We start from the raw sequence: 22,744 nt of genomic DNA, 5'->3' as shown, positions 1-22,744 counted from the left end.
GTTGATTTAAATAACTATCCCTGATGCGGATTCTCCAAATTATCCCCTCAATTTCCTTGGTATACGGCGGGCCAAGTCAAATGGTACTCGGACTTTCTGCGGCCCTCGCAGCAAAAAACATTGATGTCACCATTATCACCACAGATTCTAACGGAGATATCGGTCAACTTCCTTTAGATGTTCCTCTAAATCAACCAATACAACAAAACGGTTATCAGATTATTTATTTCCGCTGTTATCCCTGGCGCAGATATAAATTTTCACTCTCGTTATTGCAGTGGTTAAATGAAAACGCGCGACAATTTGACCTGGCTCATATTCACGCTCTTTTCTCACCAGTAACTACCTTTGCCGCCACAATTGCTAGATATCACAAGTTGCCATATATTATGCGTCCCTGCGGTATGCTTGATCCCGCTGATTTGCAGAAAAAAAAGCGCTTGAAACAGATTTATGCCACGCTTTTAGAAGGCCCTAATTTAGCAGGCGCTGCCGCAATTCATTTCACAAGTAAAGAAGAGGCTAAAATCTCAGAAAGATTTGGTTTGGGTAGCACAGGCAAGATGCCTGTGCCACGGGATTTGGTGATTCCATTGGGGGTGAGAGCAGGTTTGTTTCCTCAGAGATTGCGGGAATCAGAAGTGCCAATCATCTTATTTATGTCGCGAATTGAACCTAAAAAAGGGCTTAATTTGTTAATTCCAGCATTAGAAAGTATTTTGGCATCGGGCATAGAGTTTCACTTTATTTTAGCTGGTTCAAATCCCCAAGATGCTGATTATGAAACACAAATTAAAGTACAAATTCATAATTCAAGCTTAGCAAAATACACAAGAATAACTGGCTTTGTGAGCGGTGATTTAAAACTTGAACTGTTGACAAAAGCCGACTTATTTGTATTGCCTTCTTATTACGAAAACTTTGGCATTGCTGTAGCAGAAGCGATGGCCGCTGGTGTACCTGTCGCCATTTCCGATCGCATACATATTGCGGAAGACATACAGCAAGCAGAAGCTGGTTGGGTGGGGCCTTTGGAAGTAGGGGCGATCGCCAATTCAATCAAATCAGCACTTCTGAATCCACAGGAACGTCAACGCCGGGGATTGAACGGCCAAGAGTATGCAAGAAAGCATTATAACTGGGAGGCGATCGCCCAACAAACCATCGATGCTTACCAGGAGATTTTGTCATCTATAGCAGAAGGAAGAAGGAAGAAGGAAGAAGGAAGAGGGAAGAAGCAGTAAAATTTATCGTTTCAGCCATTAACAACGTCCTAACTGTCTTGACGGTTGCTATATTGACTAATGTGACTGGGGTTTACCTTTTACTTCTTCTCCTGCTGCGAGTTCTTGTACTGCTGCTATCAGAATTTGCAGGCGAGATTTTTTCAACGCTGCTACTTTAGGTGCAATACTTGTCAACAAAACTCTGCAATCCTGCCTGATATCCTGCTCCTACCGCTTGAAATCTCCACTCTCCATTCTTTCTATACAAGCGACCAAATTCTACAGCAGTCTCTAGCGAAAAATTCTCTTTTAATTCATAACGAACAAGTTCGCTTCCTGTATCCAAATTGGTAATTTTGATAAAAGCATTTTTGATATTGCTAAAATTTGCCTTGATTTTATCGGCTTCGTCAATAGTGACAACAAAAGTTATTTCCTCAATTTCAGGATTAACTCTTTTTAAGATAACGCCGTAAATAGTTTTATTCTCTTGACTTCTGTTGTTTTTATCCCGAATCACTTGCAGTACAGAATTGTCAAAGGATTGCAAATTATTGTAAAAAATCAAATATTTATCGTTAGGTATTTTGCCGTCAGCACCTAGCATAAACGCAGAGACATCAACCTCGTAGCTTTGTCCTGCCTCTGTCACCTGCCAACCGAGGGCGATCGCCATTTTTTTCAAACCGGGCGCTTCTTTAGATATATTAAATCTCTCACCCTTACTTAATTGCATTACCATCTGCTTATTTGTTAAACATCAAACTTTATAGCGTTCATGTTAATATTAAGTGGGACAATAACTTTTCTTCTTTAAGAAAACTTAATATTTTCTCTCTAATAGCGGGTCTCATTAAAAATATGTGCTATTGCTCTCCGAATTTATTGAGATTTACTGAGAGAGGATTACGTAAGCAAAAACCGGGCTTTCTAAAAAACCCGGTTTCAACACGTGAACTTAATTTGACTCTAATTTTGAACATTTTCAGAACTAGGTGGCAGGGTAACAAAATTACCAAAAGCTCCAACCGTTTGATAGCTTTTTTTACCTAATTCAGTTGTGTAAATACTGGCAACGCCTAAATTCTGACGCTGCGTTGTATTGTCGAGCAAGCTTTCGATCGTGTCGCGCTGCGAAGTCAGCAAATTCTTGCAACTGCCGATCAAAGTATCTGTAATGCCGCTCAAAGCTTTCGGAACGCGAGAATCTTTACACACAGTGCTTTCCAACTCGGTTTGTAGCACCCCGGAAGCATAAGTTAGGTATTTGTCTCTCCCAGGATTTGTAAATGCCATACCGGCAGCTAGAAGAGTCAGCGCGATCGCAACTTTTCCCACATTGCCGAAAAAACTAGAAGTTGGTTGGTTAGTATTCATTGCGTTATCAATATTCATTTTTTTTAGCCCCGTTGATTTATAAGCTTCTCTTGATTTAAACTACACCTCCTCAGAAACAGATTTCCGAAAGGAGGGGACAGTTTTTAGATTGGAGGCCAGTTGTGAGTAAGTCTCTCACTGGTTTACCTTCCTTTTACGTTTCCCCCTCCCTCAAATCCGGTAAATCTTCAACAAACATTTAGCTGGTTCCCAGGCAGAGCCTGGGGACGAGGAAACTTAGTTTCGCTTTGATTTTTGCCTCTCGATCTCCCGCTGCAACTCTTCAATCTGACGGCGCAAAGCCTCCGTCTCACTGTTAGGCGTTTGCGACTTGACATCAACCGCGCCCTCGGATACAGCCCGCTTGTAGTTCCCCAGCTTAATTTGGCGGTATTCCTCGGAACTGGCCCAGTCTCGCAAATACCTCAGCCTTTCCACGGGGAAAGGGTGACTCAGCATCACGCCTTGGCCCCCGTTGTAAAGTAAAAATTTATACACTTGGTTGAGATTGTCTCGATCGAGCTCTTGATAGTTGTCAGACTGGCGGATAAATTCTTGCAAACTGCATTGGTCAGCATATTTACTGCTAACTCCCGCAAGTTTCATCATCGTCTTCATCACACTGTTCAAGTCATCCGTCACCAACAAAGCCGCCCGGTCTGCCGACAATTCAGCCTTGCGCCGCCACTCGTAAAAAGCGAAAATTAAACCGCTACCGACCATATTTCCCAAACCGAAAGTCATCTCGCCAATTGTCGAGGCAACGCTCATCGCCCACATCGCCATTTGATTTAAAGTTGGATGGCCGCATTTAATGTGTCCCAACTCGTGAGCCAAGACTACCCGCAGTTCCGCCTCGTCCAACAAGTCTAAAAGACCAGTGTTTAATTCTACATAAGGCTGGTTTTTTCCCAGGGCATAGCTGTTAACTGAGGGATTCTGAGAAACAAACAAACCCGGTTCTGGAAAAACATCTAAAGCCTGCACGCACTCGCGAAATATATGATAAATGCTGGCATATTGGCGCGGGCCGACTTGAATGCTATTTCCCATTAGGTAAACGAATTGTGGTCGTTCGTAGACAAATTCTACAAATTTGCTGGCAATTAAGTCAAATCCAGGCACACTGCGTAACGCTTCCTCAGCTTGGCGATCAAGGGGATGCTGAAATGCTTCACTAGAAATTCCCGTATAAGTAGGCATAGTTGTTGCAAAAGTTACATTTAAGATATCAGGATTGCCGATCGCTGCTGGTGCTAGCTGGCGCCTGACTTATCAATGTTATCGCGACAAATATTGAACTGTTGTGGAACAGGGCGGAAAGCCTGTTCAAATTAGCGTTAAAATTGTGAATCTGGTACAGGCGCGATCGACAAACATCTTTCACAGTGCCTGTGTATCGCCTCACCCAAAAATTGGAACGTGCAAAAATGGCTATCCTGCAACTCGAAAACGGTACAACCTACACTCAACAAAGCGACATTACCCGCGAACTCGCGCCTTTAAACATTCAACTCAACCGCTGGCCAGTGGGTGACAGCGCTGAAATTCAAAATTTGTTAGCTAAAGATGCTCTTGACGACAATCAAAAAGAGCAAGTGTTACAAGCCCTCGACGGCTACTTTCAACAGTTGTCCGAAAGTGCAGGCTATCAGGATCGCGACTTAATTGTACTGCACCCAGACATTCCCAACCTCGACACCATGCTGTCCAAATTCAACAAGTGCCACATCCACGCCGATGATGAAGTCCGCTATATCGTAGCAGGCGAGGGCATTTTCGGCTTCGTGCGGCCTGACGGTAGCCAAGTCGAACTCACAGTGCAGCCGGAAGAATTTATCAACGTACCGGCGAATACAGAACATTGGTTTTATTTGACAGCAGCCCGGAAAATTAAAGCGGTGCGCTATTTTACCACGCAAGAAGGCTGGACGCCGGAGTATACGGATACGGAAATTCGATCGCGTTTAGCTGCTGTTTGAACAGAGTTGACGGTTGACTGTTGACAGTTGACGGCAATCTTCAAATCATCTAAAAATCCTCAAATCCCGCGTCAAATTTTGTGGTTTGAAGATCGCAAAATACTCAAAGCAACCGCCTCCGCCACCTTAATCCCATCAATTCCTGCCGACAGGATTCCACCCGCATATCCTGCACCTTCCCCAGCAGGATAAAGACCTTCTGTATTCAAACTCTGATAATCTTCCTTGCGTTTAATCCGAATTGGTGAAGAAGTGCGCGTTTCCACCCCAGTCAAAACCGCATCATCCATCGCAAATCCTTTAATCTGTTTGTCAAAAGCCGGAAGTGCTTCGCGGATAGCTGCGATCGCATAACCTGGCAAACTTTCGCTCAAATCAGTCATCACAACTCCTGGCGTATAAGACGGCTGCACACTGCCTAGCGCCGTGGAAGGGCGATTTGCCAAAAAATCACCCACAAGCTGCCCAGGGGCGTTGTAAGTGCCACCTCCTAACTCAAATGCCCGTTCTTCTAGGCTACGTTGAAACTCAATTCCTGCTAAGGGATGACCGGGATAATCCTCCGGCGTGATACCCACCACAATTCCGCTGTTAGCGTTGCGTTCATTGCGAGAATATTGACTCATCCCATTAGTGACAAGTCGCCCCGGTTCTGACGCAGCCGCCACTACCAAACCACCGGGACACATACAGAAACTATATACAGAACGATTGTTTTGGCAATGGTGAACCAGTTTGTAATCGGCGGCGCCCAAAAGCTTATGGCCTGCCCGATCGCCAAAACGACAGCGATCGATGATAGTTTGGGGATGTTCGACTCGAAAACCAATAGAAAATGGTTTTGCTTCGATGTAAACCCCGCGCGAAAACAACATTTCAAAAGTATCGCGGGCGCTGTGTCCCACCGCCAGAACTATATAATTACTAGCAATATATTCTCCGCTGGCGAGGGTAAGTCCCTGCACTTTTCCATTTTCGATGTGGATATCTTCTACACGAGTTTGAAACCGAATTTCTCCCCCTAATGATTCTATTTGGCCGCGAAGATTTTGGACAATTCCCACCAGTTTGAACGTGCCAATATGCGGTTTATTAATATATAAAATTTCCGGTGAAGCTCCCGCCTTCACAAGTTCCGTCAGCACCTTACGTCCATAATGCTGAGGATCTTTAACTTGGCTGTAGAGTTTGCCATCGGAAAAAGTACCCGCACCACCTTCGCCAAACTGGGCGTTAGATTCTGGGTTGAATTCTGCTTTTTTCTTCCAAAATCCAAACGTGTCAACCGTGCGATCGCGTACTGCTTTTCCGCGTTCTAAAAGGATGGGGCGAAAGCCCATTTGTGCCAGCATGAGACCTGCAAACATACCGCACGGCCCTGTACCAATCACAATGGGGCGAATCGTCAAATTGTTGGGGGCTTGCGCTACATAGCGATAACTCGTGTCTGGTGTCACCATTACATGAGGATCTTTTTTGAAGCGTTGGAGAAGTTGCTTTTCCTGTGTCGTCTCTACATCCAGAATATAGACAAGGAGGATTTCTCCTTTTTTACGAGCATCGTAGCTGCGCTTGAAGATGGAATAGCTGAGCAATTCTTCGGGGGGGATTTGCAGCTTTTTGAGAATGGCACTGGCGATCGCATCTTGAGGATGATCTAGGGGGAGTTTTATTTCGGTTATTCGTAACATATAGCAGAGGGAAGAAGGAAGAAGGAAGAAGCAAGAAGGAAGAATAAAAATCCCGAACAGAAGTATTATAACTATTTAACCGGAGATCCTACGGGCGATCGTCCTCGGTCGATCAATTTTTAATTTTTGAGTGGATAATTGAAGAAGCGTTATAATAAACAAAAAATTAAGTTTTGTAAAGACCCTTGACTGCAACATTTACACCCAAAAACAGCCGCACCTGGCACGCTCTCAACCCCCTCTGGCAAGGAGCCGAAGACGCAGTACAGAAGGGTTTGCCCCACACCAAGCTCGCACCGGCGTGGCAAATACTGCTCCTGGGCGACGGTTCCCCCACCCGTCACCTGCAACTGCTGACAGGGGAACCCACAGAAGTTGATGTCATCGATATGTCTTTAGTGGGTGAAGACGCAGACGGCGCGCCCCAGCAAATTGTCGCCGTTCCGGGGCCGCGCCTGCGCCGCCAAGTGTGGCTGCGGACTGCTTCGGGACAGCGCTTGGCCTATGCGACTTCTTGGTGGGAAGCAAGTCATGTAGACGAATATTTACAAAATAAATCTTTGCCAATTTGGGCCAGTTTAGCGAGGCTGCGGACAGAATTGTATCGCGATGTGCAGGGCATTTATTGCGGTGATTCGGTGGCTTTGGAGTCAGCTTTTGAACAGTCGGGGCCTTTTTGGGGGCGACACTATTTGTTTTGGCATCATGGTAAGCCCTTGACTCTGATTTATGAGGTTTTTTCTCCTTATTTAACTAAGTATTTGGGCCCGATGAAATTGGATGTGGATTGAGATGCTATCGGCTTATCTAGGGTTTGGGCATCTGACGCACTTTACTAATTGTGACACGCTTGCCTTAGTTCTTTTTGATAAACCGCGAAGGACACAAAGAAGAAGAGGAAGATAGATCGGGAGGGTATACAGCCGGATTTGGTATGAGCTTCCCCGACTTCTTCAAGAAGTCGGGGAGCTGGATTTTCTACCTGTTCATAGTTGTTCGACGAAAATTTACTCGCAAACCGTCGCGAGGATGAGGCATCGGTATTGCGATCAAATTCAAATCTTGATCCGGTAACAGAGCCCACTCGTACTCCCGAACCATCTTTGCTGCAAACAACTTCATCTCTAACCGGGCAAATTCTTTGCCCAAACATTCTCGCAAACCGCCGCCAAATGGCACGTAGCTGAAAGGTTTAGGCGATCGATCCGAGCTAAATCGATCGGGGTCGAATCGATCGGGTTCCGGATAAAGTTGACTATCCTGATGGGTTTGAGTAATCCCAGAAACCACGCTCCAACCCTTGGGAATTTCATAGCCGCCGAACTCACAAGCATTAATTACTGTCCGAAAAACACCTCCCGCCGGTGGAACTAAACGCAGCACTTCTCGCAGCACCTGTTCTAAATAAGTCATTTGTTTGAGCTGTTCCAAGGTTAGCGGTTCAATTGCGGGGAACTGCTGCTGTTCGGCCTGCACTTTTGCCATCACATCGGGATGTTGAGCTAGGAGGAGGCAAAAAGAGGCGATCGCCGAAGTTAAAGTTTCGTGTCCCGCAAAAAGCAGCAACAGCACTTGATCTTTTAACTCATCCAAACTCAAACTTTTTCCCTCGTCATCGCGAGCCGAAATCAGCAAACTCAAAGCATCATTGCCGCTAGGGGTTCCTTGCTGGCGATCGCGAATAATCTTTTCCAGTTCTGCCAACAGCAGCTTGCGGCACTTTTTCGCCTTACCAAACTGAGTCCAAGGCACATCTAAAGGAATCGAAAATAAACCCTTAGACCAAGTTTCAAAATAATGTCCTAGCGCCGTTTCCGAACCCTTTTCCATCCCTACTAACAACTTACACGCAACATCAAAAGTATAATTTCTCAGTTCAGGATACCAAGTCAGGGTTTCCATTTCGACCCATTTTTCCAAATAGCGCTGAGTGATATCTTCCATCGCGCCGATGTAGCCGGCTAAAGCTCGCGGCTGAAACGCTTGGTACAGCAACTTGCGCCGATTTTGGTGGTTAGCACCCGTTTGCAGGGACAAGGAAAGCGGCCCTAAAAGCGCTTTCGTACTCGGAGGAAAACTCACAACAAAATATTGGTTTTCCTTGCTTAAAACAAACAAACTAGCCTCTTGGCCACGCATAAACACGGTAGGCTCTCCGAAAATGCTCGTTTTGAAAATGGGCCCGTACTGCTGGTGGCGTTTTTTGGCAAATTGGGAATCTCGCAAAAACTTGAGGCTATCGCCAATTAGGGGTAAACCGAAACTGCCGGGAGGTAATGCCATTTTAGATTTTAGATTTTAGATTTTAGATTTTTAATATCATATCAATTTTAGTTGGAGGGTGGGCAATACGCACCAGACAAATTTATGGAAAAATAACTTTTCTCTGTTGGTAGCCTGTCGGGTGCGTCTTTAGATTTTAGATTTTAGATTTTAGATTTTAGATTTTAGATTTTTAATATCATATCAATTTTAGTTGTCTAGTTCATATTGTCAACCATACAAAATTCTGCTAAAATAACTTTTATATTTTGGCATATGTAGGGTTCGTCAGTCTTAAAGTTAGTACAAAAATAACTGGTTTTTCCAACTGACGCACCTTAGTATTTTGACCAACAAACCCATTTAATTTTCTGCCCTTTTAATCGGAATCTCGATTATAAATTCAGTGCTTTTCCCCACCACCGAGAAACACTTGATTTCACCTTTATGTTTTTCTACAATAATTGAATGGGAAATCGCTAAACCCATCCCCGTTCCTGAACCGACCCGTTTGGTAGTATAGAAGGGGTCAAATATCCGTTGCTTGACTTGATCTGTGATACCTGCACCGTTATCAGCAATTCTAATCACAGCGAGAGTACCTTCTACCTCTGTACGAATGCGGATAATTCCCGGATTTTCGAGCTCTTCTTGTAACACGTCAATAGCGTTAGCAATAATATTCATAAACACCTGATTCAACAATCCGGCGTAGCACTCCACCCGTGGCAGTTGTCCGTATTCTTTAATGACTTGAATTGGTGGGCGATGAGACTCCGTACCCGCTACGCTATCGGGCTGAAATTTCAGACGGTGTTCTAAAATCATCAATGTACTGTCGATGCCTTCGTGAATGTTAACCTTTTTCATGTCAGATTCATCGAGGCGAGAGAAATTCCGCAAACTCCGCACGATATCCCGGATGCGAGTGGCTCCCACCTGCATAGAAGACAGCATTTTCGGCAAGTCGTCTAGCAAGAAATCTAGCTCTAACACTTCTATTTCTTCCTGAATTGCTGGAGAAGGTTCCGGGTATTCATCTCGATACATTTGCAGCAGTTTCATCAGGTTTCTAGTGTATTCTTCTGTGTAGGTAAGATTGCCGAAAATAAAGCTGACCGGGTTATTGATTTCGTGGGCAATTCCTGCTACCATCTGACCGAGGCTAGACATTTTTTCTGCCTGCACGAGTTGAGTTTGAGCTTGCTGGAGTTCGCACAGAGTTACTTCGAGTTTGGCAGCTTGTTCTTGCGCTATCCGGGCTGAATCGACGCTTTTAGTGTAAAGTTCGGATTGACTGATGGCGATCGCCAATTGATCGCCAATTGCCTCCATTAACTCCACTTCCTCTTTTGTCCACTTGCGAACCTCCCTGCAAGAAACGCAGCTAACAACACCAGTTAAACCTCCGGCACTTTTAATCGGCAAATCCAAGACAGACTTGTAACCCACCTGCAAAAAGAATTCCCTTTCTACTGGATTGCTGAAAGTGGCAACATCATCTATTTGATAAACTTCCAACTTAGCGATTTTTTGTGGCAGCGTACCCGTTATGTCAGCAGGGTAATAGCCCAAAAGCGAGAACAAGTCATCATTTTTAGATTCGTGGACGACATCCCAAGCAGGTGGCGAAGCGTCGGGCAAATACCAGATAAACACACAGCGATCGACTTGCAGCAAGTCGCGAATTTGCTGCACAGTTGTTGCTAAAATAGTACCTAAATCCAGAGATTCGCGGATATTGCTAGCTAGCTGGTTCAGCAGCGCTTCCTGCTCCGCTAATTTGCGGAATCTCGCTTCCGACTTTTGCAACTGTCTTTGAGATTCTTTTTGTTTTGTAACGTCCAAACCCAAACCGATTAAGCCGATCGCGTTACCAGAATCATCTTTTACCTTAGTTTTAATTGTCTCCAAATAATGTTCTTTACCATCCGCAAGCTGCATCATTTCTTCAGAATAACAGGGAATATCTTGGCTCCACGCTTGCGCGTCAGATTCCATGCAGTTAGCCGATGCTTCTAATCCCAAAACTTCGGAATAGTGAGACGCTGCTAAAAATCTTGATTCAGGTATAGCCACATCTTCGCAGAAAGTTTTGTTAATTAATAACATCCGCCCGCTAGCATTTGTCAGCCATACCCAGATCGGAGCGTTGTCAATAATTGCCCTCAAAGTTTGCTGTTGTCTGGCGAGAGCTTCTTCTGTTTGTTTGCGCTTAATTCCCAGGGCGATCGTATCGGCACTTGACGCCAAAGCAATCAGCGTTGATTCGTTCAACTCTTGGCGAGCAAACATCGCGATTACTCCCAGCAACTGATTGTCAATAATTAGCGGATATCCAGCAAAAGCCACCATTCCTTCTCGTGAGGCCCATTTTTTGTCCTGGATTAGGGGATCTTCTTTCACACAATTAGTGATGTGAGGTTGTCGCTCCAGGGCGATTAAACCAATCTTGAACTCGCCGACAGCAATACGGCTGTGAGCGCCGTTAATATGAGTATATATCCCCGCGCTTGCTTGCAGTTGCAATACATTTCTGTCTTCATTCAATGTCCAAATCCGAGCAAAGGCAACATCCAAATGGCGAACAACTGCATCGGCGCAATATTGCAAAGTTGTACGCAAACCCTGGTTTTGAGTTAGAACAATTCCCACATCTGCTGTGAATAGAGAAAGTTTCAATTGTTCTGCTAAAGCTTGTTCTGCTATTTTGCGCTCTGTAATGTCCGTAGCAGCACCGAGACGCTGCTTAATTTTTCCCTCCTCGGTTCTGCTAAATACAATATTCCGGCTGACTAACCAGTGCAAACAATTTTGTCGATCGCGTACCCGATATTCGTACTCAATAACTTCGCCGTCGGGAGCATTTTCTAATTGCTGAAAATAGCCGGGAAATTTAGCTAAGTCGTCAGGGTGAATGATGGTGGGCAGTAGATTTCTGCCCATGTTTTCAACTTCTTCGGCGGTGTAGCCGAGGGTATCAGTGATTTCGCGGTTGCTGTAGATATTTCGCTGCTCGGTTTCGTCGTAAACAAAGAGAAGATTCGGACTGGTATTGGCAATTCGCTCAACAAAACGCTGGCTCTCTTGCAGCGCTGCTTCTGCTTGTTCTTGAGCGGTAATGTCGCGGCCGACACCATAGATCAATTCTTCCTCGCAGAAACGGGTAGCAGTCCAGGCTATCCACTTGTAAGAACCGTTGCGACAGCGCCAGCGGTTTTCAAACCCAACGGTATTATTCCCCGCAGCGATACTTTCAGCTTCTTTTAAAGTAGTTTCGCGATCGTCTGGATGCACGAATTCAATGAAGAGTTGGCCAATCATTTCTCCTGGGGAATAGCCGAGGATTTTTTCTGCTGCTGGGTTGATGAGTGTTATATAACCGTCAAAACTAAGGACGCACAGCATATCTAGCGAGAGGCTAAAAAAGCGCTCGCCCCCGTTGGGTTCGCTGGATGGGCGATCGTTTTGGGCTACGACAGCAGATGCGTTTGAGCGCGCCGATACTGCCAAAAAGACAATATTTGCTATTGCCAAAAATCCCAAGGCGAGTTGGCTATCGTGGAAATTATCACCGCTGCCAGCTACGAGCCACCCGTTTAAGACAAGCAGTACAATTATCAAAATTGAGAATAAACTGCCAGGGGCGATCGTCGCTACGCTGATTTTTTTTTCATACTCCTTGCTGCCTTCTGCCTTTTCTATTCTGGTGACTGCTGCCGTAATTTTTGTCCACAACACTTGCAGGAATTTCACCAATTTAGTGCTTTTGGATTCTCCTAATTGAACTGAATGTTTCATTCTTTTACTCTATAGTTACTTTGAGTTGTGCTGATTTAAATACAATAAAGATGTTTAAATATTATAAATATTTCCTATTGTGCGAATTCTAGTATTGGAGACTTGCGTAATTTTACGCAACACGAGGCGATAATTAAGTGTATTTACGGAAGTAGCCACCAATCTCTTTTTAGCTGGGGTACGCATTTTCTAATTTTTCCGACTCATAGAGAGAGTTTACTTATAATACTACGCGACATATTGTTGTTAGTCATTGGACATTTGGCCTAATTTAGCTAGTCTTAGACGCAGAACCTAATTATCTAGGCTGCGCCTGAAGCTGCTTACCGCCTTATAGTAGCGTGTTATACCGCACTTTTTGCGTCTAGAAATAACTAGCTTTGATGTAGGAAAATACTGCGTGGAGCGCCCTGGCTGTGGGTTGAAAAATCAGGAATATTAGTCAAGTTCAAGCAGGTTGAATTTGACCATAAATTATGAATTTAAAATAAAGATTAACTGCTAATTTGTGAAGATACAATGAAAAAAATATTCGTAGCAGTTTTTCGTTGCTCGATATGTTCGCGCGTAATGGCTAATTAGCAATTGGTATTTAGTAACAGGCAATTGGTACTTGATACGAGTTAAAAACACTAGATATCAATTTTGTTCTGATTCATCTGCAGGCGATGGGGGCCAAGGCGCCACAGCACCCAAAGCAGATTTGCGGCCTAATTGCTGTTGCCGAATTCGCTCCAAATTCCCCGCAGGAATAGAAGCTATGAGTTGCCGCGTGTAAGCTTGCTGCGGTTGGCGGTAAATGCGCTCGGCAGTGCCAATTTCCTCGATTTTACCTTTGTTCATGACGATCGCGCGATCGCTCATAAACTTGACCACGCTCAAATCGTGAGAAATAAAAATATAAGTCAGTCCAAACTCTGTCTGCAACTCCTTCAGCAAATTTAAAACTTGCGCCTGCACCGACACATCTAATGCCGAAACCGACTCATCGCAAATAATAAACTTAGGATTCAAAGCCAAAGCTCTAGCAATACAAATTCGCTGCCGCTGTCCCCCGGAAAACTCGTGAGGATAGCGTCGCATAAAATCGGGATTTAAACCCACTCTATCCAACAAATAAGCAGCGCGATCGCGCTGTTCTTTCTGGTTCTTACCAAAGCGGTGAATCACCATCGGTTCCATCACCGCATCCCCAACATTTAGGCGCGGATCGAGAGAACTAAAAGGGTCTTGAAAAATAATTTGCATATCGCGCCGCAGCCACCGCAATTTGCGATCGTAGTCTTTTTTCATCCGATAATTAGCCATCCACTGCGATGCCGAGCTACTTCTCGTAGGAGGCGTAATTTCTTGACCTTCAAAAAACACTTTACCGCTGGCTGTCGGAATTAATTGCAGCAAAGCTCTCGCCAAAGTAGATTTGCCGCAGCCAGACTCGCCCACCAAACCCAAAGTCTCGCCCGGGTAAACCTCAAAAGAAATATCGTTGACCGCCATAAAAAAGCGTTTAGTTTCGCCAAACATCCCCTGAACTGGAAAACCGACGCGCAAGTTATTAACAGCTAGCAAAGGCTCGGAAATATGCGGTAGCCGAGGCGGTTTTCCTGTTGCAAAAGCGGGATTTCCCCCGCTGTTGTCGCCGTCTAAATCGGCATTTTTCTCGACAATTACTAATTCGCCGCTAGCATTTGTGGTGACATCCATAAAATCGGAAACTGTCGGCAAGCGACGCCTTTGCCGATCGAGAGTTGGGCGGCAAGCTAATAAACCTTTTGTGTAAGGATGTTGGGGATTGCTGAAAATTTGTTCGATCGCACCGCACTCAACAATCTTGCCTCGGTACATCACCGCCACCGTATCGCCAATTTCAGCAATGACGCCCAAATCGTGGGTAATAAAAATCATTGCCATGCCTCTAGAGTCCCGCAACTCCCGCAGCAAAGCTAAGATTGTTGCCTGCACGGTTACGTCCAAAGCCGTGGTAGGTTCATCAGCAATTAATAAAGTTGGATTGCAAGAAATGGCCATTGCAATCATCACGCGCTGGATTTGGCCGCCTGAGAGTTCGTGGGGATAGCGATCGAGCATAGCTTGTTTTTGGCCGTTGACGAGCTGCATCAAATCGCGATCGTCCTCCATACCTGCTTGATTCCCCGCAGCAGCCCGGGAATGCTCTTGCCGCAAAGCCAAACACCGCTGCCTGATCTCATCGTCGCCCGGTAGCAGCTTCACCTCTTGCAGCAGAGAAGCAGCTTGGCGTCGCGCTTCTGTCTGCGACACCTGTTGGTGCAAACAAATGGCTTCTGTGAGTTGAAATCCGATCGTATAAACGGGATTTAGCGAACTCATCGGTTCTTGAAAAATCGTCGCAATCTGGCTGCCCCGGTATGTTTGTTTTTCCCTGTCCGGCATTTCCAGCAGATTCACAGGCCCATTGCTAACGCCGTCTTTTCTCGGAGAAAACCAAATTTCGCCATCGATTTTGGTTGACGAACTCGACAGCAAACCCATAACAGCCAGGGATGTTACCGATTTTCCCGACCCCGACTCTCCCACGATGCCCAGAGTTTGCCCTCGCTTGACCTCAAAGGAAATGCCGTCAACCGCTTTGACGGTTGCAGACGCATCGCCTGCGTCCGCAGATTGAAATTGAACCCGCAGGTTGCGAACTTCTAGGACGGTTTCACTCATGGAAGTCTATGGCAGTTAAATGGAGATTAAGTGGATTGTAGCAGGGCCTGTTGAAGGCAGAAGGCACGGGGAAGATTTTAAGGTTGCTTTGCATAACAGATGGCCAAAGCTAACATTCCTCGCAACGCTTCGCTGTGGGTGAGTTTTGAATTTTAAATTGTTTATAACTTAAAACTCAAAACTCAGAACTACTGGAGTGCCTTCTGCCTGCAATTTTCCTTAAAAACCGATGACTTGAGTGTCAGCAGGCAGTGCAGTGGCCTCGGAAACCTTTTTAAACACGGTTGCCTGCTCGTTTAAGGAATTAGGTCTGGCCTGTCCGGGATTAGTGCCTTGCAACTGAAGGCGCATTTGACCTTCGGGAGTCAACTCAAAAACAGTCTCAACGGTTTCTGTGCTGCTGAGGCCGACATCAATGTGCATCGGCTTTTCACCGAGATTAACTTTGTACCTCATTTCTTTGGCGCGGGCGGCTCCGTCGGGGCCTTTAGCCATGAGAAACAATTTGCCTTCTGGGGCAAAGACGAAGGTGAAAGACTGACCGGAGGGGACTGTGCCTTGCCATTGGCCTAGGAGTTGCTGGTCGAGGCTGCTAGCGGCCGGGGCTGCTGTTTCTTGGGCAATTGTTGGTGTTGCTGCGGATGCTGGGCCGAGTGAGGCGTTGAAGCTAATGAGGATGCCCAAGCAAAGGCTACCTGCGATCGCTTTACCAATCATTTTTGAATTAGACATGAGACCGATCTAAAAATTGGTTATTTGTTTTGTACACTGTAGCGGTAAAACCGTACTTTGTTTAGTTTAAATTTCTTTTAGGGATAGATATAGGTTGAGGTTTAAACCTGCAACGCAGTTGTCATCCCCGGACTAAAGCTTTTCCTGAGCTTGTTGAAGGGTCACGGGGATTTAAGTTTTTTTTATTGTAAAATCCAATACAAATCCGGCTTAAGCTGCACAGTTCGCTGTTCTGAGTTAATTGTTTTTAACTCAAAACAGCTAATTGACTATTGCGTTCGATCGCACAGAGAGTTTGGTAAATCGATCGCATTAATAGTCTTTCATTAATCTTTTTCAGTTTCGGGTTCGACTTGTTCTGTCGGAGATTCCGGCGCCGCTTCCTGTGGATTTCGCGATCGTTTCGTGCGATCCAATGCCTCTGCGTAAGACCAAGCCACGCTCACAAGAAAAGCTTTCGCCATGCCGGACAAATTTTGTGCATCCTCGGTTTCAGGCGCTTCAGCTTTTTGGTTGCCGTCGTTCATCATGTTTTTGTTTTCTCCCGGGCAGGTTTGTCTAGCGATTTTTTGCAGTCTGCGATCGATACCCACAAATTATGATTTTTCTTGCACCCGCACCCTACTTATCTTTGAGGATATGACCTTGATTACCACGAATAATATCATAAATACGCTGATTGGATGACCGAATCAGAAAGAGACCTTAACTTCGCTGGTGGCCCGCAACACTGACACCTGCTGGGAAGTGTACTTGTAAGTTTCGATAATTTAATGAATAGTTTGATTCTGTGCCGGACTACTTTCATAAATTAAAATAACTATTTATTTTAGAGTTTATCTCTAATCAGAATTCCAGAGCTGTTGAGAAACTGCCCGGAGCCGTCTAATACGGTTAGCCCTTCTCGAAAGCGAGGGGTAATAACTGCCTTGACAAACTCCTGCTATTCTGATTCATCAATTGTCTCGCATCCCGGTTTTGTTAAGCCAAAATACAGTTCATCTTTGAGGAGATTCGTTTACTTGGCATTAGTCTCCGAAGTTTCGGGAAGTTGAGCGTGGGCAATTGTCGCATGACAAACAGGCAGGATGAACAGCAGGCCTGTCAAGTAAAGACTGTTAATATATTTATTCATCAGGAATTACGCAGGAATTCTATATTGTGGGCCATTTTTTCTAGCGTGCCCTTGAAATGCTGATTAAGAATCCTGCAATATCTCAGTTTTAACCACCGAGTCTGATTAACAGTTTTTTAACCCGAATTTGATTTAATTTAACAAGATAAAAAACTTCCAACTCAAAAACCCAGTTTCTCAGGTGAAACGGGCTTTTTGAGCATCTGTTCTAGTTTATTTATGCTCGCCTACTTGATTGCGTCTGCCGTATTAAGTAGCTCAACTTATTTAAACGTCAAACTTTTCAGGTGTTCAGAAACCCGGAAGGGCGAGCACTCTTGGCTGCGCCCCGAAAGCAATCAGGTTTCTCAAAGTGTTATATTTTTTTAGGTGGAGCTACTAATCCTTTAATTCGCGGATACTTCTCTTAGCAGTATCTTGATACATCTCCCCCATTTCTTTCACGGCTGCTCCTGCCTCTTGGCCAATCTTCTGGGCTCGTTCGCCGGGAGAGTCTGAGGTTTCGCGAGCTTCTTGCCTCCATTCCCGTGTTGTTTGGGGTCTTTCAGGATTGTTGAGCTCAGACTTTGAGCTGGCTTGCGCGCCAAAACCTTCGTTACTGCTTCCCGAATCAACATTTGTTGTTAGGAGCAAAAAACCGACTAGGACAACACTCAAAAAACTCTTGATTTGAAAACCCTTAAGCAGGGAACTGATGCGAGCAATGGCTGTGGAAATCAAATTCATTTCAGTAATACTCCCTAAGTTAATTGGTGATAATTTTCAACGTTCTTTCATCTAATTGACTCGCTCCAAAATCAGCAGCTAATGCGAGGTAAAGCCAACTTAGCTTTAACTTGTGATTAACCACCTAAATAGAGTTATAGGTTAGCGATAAAATCTGGTAAACACGCCACCTATGTGTCAGCCAATTAGCTTGTTCACACATGAATATCACGTTAACAGCCGCCAAATATTTCTACCTCTAACTAAAGTCATAACTTAGTTAGAAGCAAAAAACATATTTTTATACACATGGTTAGACAATTTTTAATCAATCATGCTCTGCAGGGCAAATTCTTATTGCAAGCGATCGCCCGTTTTCACGTCAAACCAGTGCAGCAACTGAGGCGGAAAAACCAGCTCTACAATTTCGGAATTCCAGTGGCGGTCATTTGCCAACAAAGCCCGCACCGTTACTGAGTCCACACCTTTAACTCGGACGCTAACTAAATTTTGCATTCCCAAGTTTTCTACTAAATAAACCTCACCTTTAATTGCCTCTGGGGCAGAGATATTGCCGGCCTCTGCATCTGCAAAGCCGACGTGTTCGGGGCGAATTCCCAACACAATTTCTGGTGGCACAGTCGGCATATCTGGGAGTCGAACTCGAAAATCGCCCAAAATCGCAAAATTTCCCTGGCATTTAAGCACGAGCAAATTCATTTGCGGGCTGCCCACAAAACCAGCTACAAACTGATTTGCCGGACGAGTATAAATTAAGTGTGGCGGGTCTAGTTGCTGGACGTTGCCGCTGTTGAGAACTGCGACTTTAGTAGAAAGCGTCATTGCTTCGGTTTGGTCGTGAGTTACGTACACTACAGGAGCTTTTTGGGAGGAAAATAATTGTTTGAGTTCTGCCCTAACTTTTTCCCGTAATAATGCGTCGAGATTGCTCAAAGGTTCATCGAGCAAAAATACTTCCGGTTGGCGCACTAATGCGCGGCCGAGGGCGACTCGCTGCCGCTGTCCGCCTGATAGTTTTCCTGGTTTGCGATCGATTAATTCCGTCAATCCGAGGGATGTGGCAACTTCCGTCACTAACCGATTGATTTCGCTGGAGGGGATTTTGCGAAGTTTGAGGCTCGATGCCATATTCTCGTATACTGTCATGTGCGGATAAAGCGCGTAACTTTGAAAAACCATTGCAATATCACGATCGCCCGGTCTGAGATAAGTGACATTGCGATCGCCAATTCTAATCTCGCCTTTAGTCGGCTGTTCCAACCCTGCAATTAACCGCAGCGTGGTAGATTTGCCGCACCCCGACGGCCCCAACAAAGTCAGAAATTCCCCTTCGCTAACATCCAAACTAATGTCTTTTACGGGAACTACTTTAGGGCTGTAGGTTTTATTGAGGTTTTTGAGTTGCAATTTTGCCATGATTTTTAAAGTGGTGACTGTTGACTGTTGACTGTTGACTATGTTGTTTGACTCGTTCCCAGGCACAGCCCAGGAACCAGTTCAATCTAAAATCTAAAATCTAAAATCGATTTATCCTTTTACCGCCCCCGCAGTTAAACCCTGAACAATGCGCCGCTGGAATACTAAAACTAGCAAAACCAAGGGCAAAGTTCCCAAAACGGTAGCTGCGGCGATCGGGCCGTAAGGAATCTCAAATACTGACACCCCGCTGAGTTGAGCCGTGGCGACAGGAATAGTTTTCAGAGATTCGCGAGTCATAAATGTTAGTGCAAAAATAAACTCGTTCCAAGCTGAAATAAATGTCAAAATTCCAGTTGTGACTAACGCGGGGAATGTCATCGGTAGCACGATTTGCCACAGCATTTGAAAAGTGTTGTATCCGTCAACTTTAGCCGCATCTTCCAAATCTTTTGGCAACTGTTGAAAGAAACTTCGCATTACCAAAATTGTCAGCGGCAGATTGATAGCAGTGTAAGGAATAATTAATGCTAAATAATTATTGCCTAAATCCAAAGCTTTGACAATTTCCAGCAGTCCCAAAAATAGCAGCACCGCCGGAAATAGCGTCACAATCGTCACAGTTGCCAGGATGATTCTCTCCCCCCACAGTCGCAACCGGGCTAAAGCATAAGCTGCGGGAGCGCCTACTGCTAAACACAGTAATGTTGAAGTAATGGAAACAAAAGCGCTATTTAAAATGTAAAGTGCAAACGGGCGGCGCTGGAACAGCGACAGATAATGCTCGAAAGTAATTCGTTTGGGAATATAGACGTTTGGAATAGCTGAAATATCCGGATTTACTTTGAAAGAAGTTAGCACTTGCCAGATAATGGGTGCGAGAAAATATGCAACGATTAATATCGCTGAAATTGGCAAGATTAATTGCCGGATGTCAAAGTTTTTTTTGCTAGGTTGTTCGCGGGCGATCGACATAATTTATACCAATCAAATAAATGTGCAACTGTGGGTTATCTCAAATCTAAAATCCCCAATCTAACATCGTCTTAGTTTCCTCCGGCTGCATTGGTGCGGGCTCTCGATAACAGGTAAGTGGCGATCGCAACTGCTGCCACTAACATCAAAAAAGTACACACCACCAAAGCCGCCCCGTACCCAAAGTCTAAATACCTCATTACCGTGCTGTAAATGTAGATAGAAACCGTCTCCGTTGCCCCCGCCGGTCCCCCTCCCGTCATCACCTGAATCAAGTCAAAAATGCCGAAAGATTGGGCAAATCGAAACAGCAAAGCAATCACAATTTGGGGCATCAGCAGGGGAACCGTAACTTGACGGAAACTCTGCCAGCTACTCGCGCCGTCAATCGCGTGGGCTTCGTACAAATCACCGGGAATTGACTGCAATCCTGCTAGCAAAAGCAAGCTGACAAAGGGCGTAGTTTTCCACACATCTGCTGTAATTACTGCCATCATTGCCAAAGTCGGATCTCCAAGCCAACTAATGCTATTTTTAATCAATCCCAAACGCATCAAAATATCGTTAATTACGCCGTATTGGTCGTTAAAAATCCACGCCCAAGCTACTCCCATCAATGCAGTCGGCAGCGCCCAAGGTAGCAGAGAGATTGTGCGAACAATCCCGCGCCCTGCGAAGGATTGATTTAAGACTAAGGCAATGCCCATACCGAGAATTAATTCCAGCACAACAGAGGCGACAGTAAATACAGTGGTGTTGCCTAAAGTTTGCCAGAAACGCCCGTCGCCTAACATTCGACTGTAGTTAGCAAAACCGGAAAAAACCAGTTTTAATTCTGTACCAAGGTTTTGGGTGAATAAACTCAGCCAAAAAGCGCGTAATATTGGGTAAGCAAATACTAGCATCAGAATTATCAAAGCTGGTGCTACTAATATCCATCCGGTTTTTTGTTCGCGCTGTCGCATCTTGTCTAATTGCATATTGCTCACCTTGAATTTATTTTGGGGCGGGCAAGATGCCCATCCCACAATTGAATTAACTTTTTGTGGAACAGGCATCTTGCCTGTTCGGGCGGGCAAGATGCCCACCCTACAATTGAATTAACTCTTTGTGGAACAGGCATCTTGCCTGTTTCTGACAGAGGCAAGATGTCAAATTTACAAAGCTTTGGGTTGTTTTAAACTGCCTAATAAATTGCGAGTTTCGCTAGCTGCTGCTTTCATTGCTTGTTCTGCACTCATTCTCCCGGTAAAAGCTGAACTCAAATAACGCTGCAAAATATCAGAAGCTTGAGCGTATTGTGCCAGTGGCGGGCGCAAAGCTGATCGTTCCACTACTTTTAGCAGTTGCGGGTAGTGGGGATATTTGGCGACTATTTCTTTGTTGGTAAATAAGGATTTGTAACTGGGAACTAAACCGGTTTGTAAAATAAATTTGCGTTGGGTTTCCTCGCTGGTAAGATACTGAATTGCTTTCCACGCTTGTTCTGGATGTTTTGAGGTTTTGGCAATTCCCCAGCCCCAGCCGCCCAAGCAGGAACCGCCTGTTTTACCGGTACTGTTGAGCATTGGCTCGATCGCAATTTTACCTCTAACATTCGATCCTTCGGCATTTGCCAGCTTCCAAACATAGGGCCAGTTTCGCAAAAACAGCGCTTTGCCGTTTTGAAACAAAAGCCGGGTTTCTTCTTCTCCGTAGGTGGTGACACCCGGAGGAGAAATGCCAGAGGCGATCGTATTTTTGAGAAATTCCACTGCTTTAATTGCCTCCGGTTTATCTAACCCAACTTCAAAAGTTTCAGGGTTAGCCCAAAAGCCGCCGAAACCGGAGAGTACCTCGACAAACATCGCAGATACTCCCTCGTATTGTTTACCTTGCCACAGATAACCCCAAGTTGCTTTTCCCTGTTTCTGCAAGTTTTGAGAGATTTTTACCATCTCTTCAAAGGTTTTCGGCGCTGGTATTTTCGCTTGTTCTAAAATGTCTTTGCGGTAATAAAGCATTCCGGCATCGGAAGCATGGGGAATGCGGTAAAGTTTGCCGCGATACCGCCCGCCTTCGACGTTACCTTGGATGAATTTTGATAGTTGTTCGGGGGGAATTCTGTGTGTCAAATCGCTTACCCAACCTGCGGCTGCAAATTTGGGAACCCAGACAATATCCATGTTGATAATGTCGTAGGGCGATTCGCCTAAAAGAAAGGCAGATGTGTAAAGATTTTCTATGAGGTTGCTGTCAAAAGGCCCTTCTATGAGGTTGATGCGAATCTTGGGGTTTTTCTGTTCAAATTCTTTGACAAAGGGTTTCCAGTTAACAAGGTCTTGACCTTGCATTAACATGGTGAGCACGACTGGCTGTTGAGTCAGTGCCGGCAGAATAAATAAAAGCAAGACGGCGGTTAATGTGGCAGCGAATAAGGCTAAAAGACGGGGACGCTTCTGGCTTCGTTGCTGCGGGGAATTTATTTTTTGCATTTGCTCTTGAGAAATGGCGGTGCGATCGCCTTCTTTCTCTCATAACTCGCTTTCTTTTGTTTCGCTGGATTTACCGAGTTTGTGCAATAAAAATTTAAGTAAACTTTAGCTTACTTAATAATGCTTGAGTGAAGAGTGCAAATTTTGATTTAAGTAGCTACAAGGGGATTTAAGTAAACATCTATCTACAGATAGATATTGAGAGAATTGTCTGACTTGATAAAAGTCGGCGGTTGAAACAGCTCAAGAGTCAAAT

At 45.0% G+C, this 22,744-nt stretch carries 18 protein-coding genes; 3 read left to right on the top strand and 15 right to left on the bottom strand.

Annotation, left to right across the window (positions count from 1 at the left end):
* Window positions 1-23 precede the first annotated feature (23 nt).
* Window positions 24-1,244, top strand: coding sequence for a hormogonium polysaccharide biosynthesis glycosyltransferase HpsP (gene hpsP, locus QUA24_RS12300; protein ID WP_333229979.1), 1,221 nt, complete (start codon window positions 24-26; stop codon window positions 1,242-1,244).
* Window positions 1,245-1,401: 157 nt separating this feature from the next.
* On the opposite strand, the gene QUA24_RS12295 is transcribed toward hpsP, so the two are convergent.
* The 3 genes from QUA24_RS12295 to QUA24_RS12285 all read right to left on the bottom strand — a co-directional run bounded on the left by QUA24_RS12295 (window position 1,402) and on the right by QUA24_RS12285 (window position 3,806).
* On the bottom strand, window positions 1,402-1,962 hold the full coding sequence (locus QUA24_RS12295; protein ID WP_333229978.1) for a TerD family protein: 561 nt from the start codon (window positions 1,960-1,962) through the stop codon (window positions 1,402-1,404).
* Window positions 1,963-2,195: 233 nt separating this feature from the next.
* Window positions 2,196-2,621 carry a DUF4359 domain-containing protein gene (locus QUA24_RS12290; protein WP_333229976.1) on the bottom strand — a complete coding sequence of 142 codons (426 nt, stop codon included), beginning with the start codon at window positions 2,619-2,621 and terminating at the stop codon, window positions 2,196-2,198.
* A gap of 219 nt (window positions 2,622-2,840) precedes the next feature.
* Window positions 2,841-3,806 carry a M48 family metallopeptidase gene (locus QUA24_RS12285; protein WP_333229975.1) on the bottom strand — a complete coding sequence of 322 codons (966 nt, stop codon included), beginning with the start codon at window positions 3,804-3,806 and terminating at the stop codon, window positions 2,841-2,843.
* Between the two features lie 227 nt (window positions 3,807-4,033).
* Here QUA24_RS12285 and QUA24_RS12280 point away from each other — a divergent pair, with 227 nt between their 5' ends.
* Window positions 4,034-4,585: an acireductone dioxygenase gene (locus QUA24_RS12280; RefSeq protein ID WP_333229973.1), complete on the top strand. Its 552-nt coding sequence runs from the start codon at window positions 4,034-4,036 to the stop codon at window positions 4,583-4,585.
* A gap of 71 nt (window positions 4,586-4,656) precedes the next feature.
* Here QUA24_RS12280 and QUA24_RS12275 read toward each other — a convergent pair whose 3' ends face one another.
* Window positions 4,657-6,276 carry an NAD(P)/FAD-dependent oxidoreductase gene (locus QUA24_RS12275; RefSeq protein ID WP_333229971.1) on the bottom strand — a complete coding sequence of 540 codons (1,620 nt, stop codon included), beginning with the start codon at window positions 6,274-6,276 and terminating at the stop codon, window positions 4,657-4,659.
* Between the two features lie 185 nt (window positions 6,277-6,461).
* Here QUA24_RS12275 and QUA24_RS12270 point away from each other — a divergent pair, with 185 nt between their 5' ends.
* Window positions 6,462-7,067 (top strand): chorismate lyase, encoded by a 606-nt coding sequence (locus QUA24_RS12270; protein WP_333229969.1) that lies wholly within the window; start codon window positions 6,462-6,464, stop codon window positions 7,065-7,067.
* Between the two features lie 187 nt (window positions 7,068-7,254).
* On the opposite strand, the gene QUA24_RS12265 is transcribed toward QUA24_RS12270, so the two are convergent.
* From QUA24_RS12265 to QUA24_RS12215, 11 genes are all read right to left on the bottom strand, one after another.
* The gene (locus tag QUA24_RS12265) at window positions 7,255-8,559 is read right to left on the bottom strand and encodes a cytochrome P450 (RefSeq protein ID WP_333229967.1); all 1,305 of its coding nucleotides are present in this window, start codon (window positions 8,557-8,559) and stop codon (window positions 7,255-7,257) included.
* A gap of 342 nt (window positions 8,560-8,901) precedes the next feature.
* Complete coding sequence (locus QUA24_RS12260; RefSeq protein WP_333229965.1) at window positions 8,902-12,339, bottom strand: PAS domain S-box protein; 3,438 nt, start codon at window positions 12,337-12,339, stop codon at window positions 8,902-8,904.
* A gap of 639 nt (window positions 12,340-12,978) precedes the next feature.
* Window positions 12,979-15,030, bottom strand: coding sequence for an ABC transporter ATP-binding protein (locus QUA24_RS12255; RefSeq protein WP_333229963.1), 2,052 nt, complete (start codon window positions 15,028-15,030; stop codon window positions 12,979-12,981).
* 219 nt (window positions 15,031-15,249) lie between these two features.
* Window positions 15,250-15,762: a hypothetical protein gene (locus QUA24_RS12250; protein WP_333229961.1), complete on the bottom strand. Its 513-nt coding sequence runs from the start codon at window positions 15,760-15,762 to the stop codon at window positions 15,250-15,252.
* A 326-nt stretch (window positions 15,763-16,088) separates the two neighbouring features.
* Window positions 16,089-16,292 (bottom strand): hypothetical protein, encoded by a 204-nt coding sequence (locus tag QUA24_RS12245; RefSeq protein ID WP_333229959.1) that lies wholly within the window; start codon window positions 16,290-16,292, stop codon window positions 16,089-16,091.
* A gap of 299 nt (window positions 16,293-16,591) precedes the next feature.
* Window positions 16,592-16,684 carry a DUF3574 domain-containing protein gene (locus QUA24_RS12240; RefSeq protein ID WP_333230025.1) on the bottom strand — a complete coding sequence of 31 codons (93 nt, stop codon included), beginning with the start codon at window positions 16,682-16,684 and terminating at the stop codon, window positions 16,592-16,594.
* A gap of 591 nt (window positions 16,685-17,275) precedes the next feature.
* Window positions 17,276-17,623 (bottom strand): hypothetical protein, encoded by a 348-nt coding sequence (locus QUA24_RS12235; protein ID WP_333229957.1) that lies wholly within the window; start codon window positions 17,621-17,623, stop codon window positions 17,276-17,278.
* A gap of 333 nt (window positions 17,624-17,956) precedes the next feature.
* Window positions 17,957-19,039, bottom strand: a complete 1,083-nt coding sequence (locus QUA24_RS12230; RefSeq protein ID WP_333229955.1) for an ABC transporter ATP-binding protein — start codon at window positions 19,037-19,039, stop codon at window positions 17,957-17,959.
* Window positions 19,040-19,150: 111 nt separating this feature from the next.
* Window positions 19,151-20,014: a carbohydrate ABC transporter permease gene (locus QUA24_RS12225; protein ID WP_333229953.1), complete on the bottom strand. Its 864-nt coding sequence runs from the start codon at window positions 20,012-20,014 to the stop codon at window positions 19,151-19,153.
* Between the two features lie 71 nt (window positions 20,015-20,085).
* Window positions 20,086-20,994 (bottom strand): sugar ABC transporter permease, encoded by a 909-nt coding sequence (locus QUA24_RS12220; RefSeq protein ID WP_333230023.1) that lies wholly within the window; start codon window positions 20,992-20,994, stop codon window positions 20,086-20,088.
* A 177-nt stretch (window positions 20,995-21,171) separates the two neighbouring features.
* A complete protein-coding gene (locus QUA24_RS12215; protein WP_333229951.1) occupies window positions 21,172-22,488 on the bottom strand; it encodes an ABC transporter substrate-binding protein in 1,317 nt (438 codons plus the stop codon).
* Between the last annotated feature and the right edge of the window lie 256 nt (window positions 22,489-22,744).

Origin of the sequence: Microcoleus sp. Pol12B5 (assembly GCF_036701335.1) — a bacterium.
Lineage (GTDB): Bacteria > Cyanobacteriota > Cyanobacteriia > Cyanobacteriales > Microcoleaceae > Microcoleus.
This window is presented reverse-complemented; position numbering and strand designations above follow the sequence as displayed.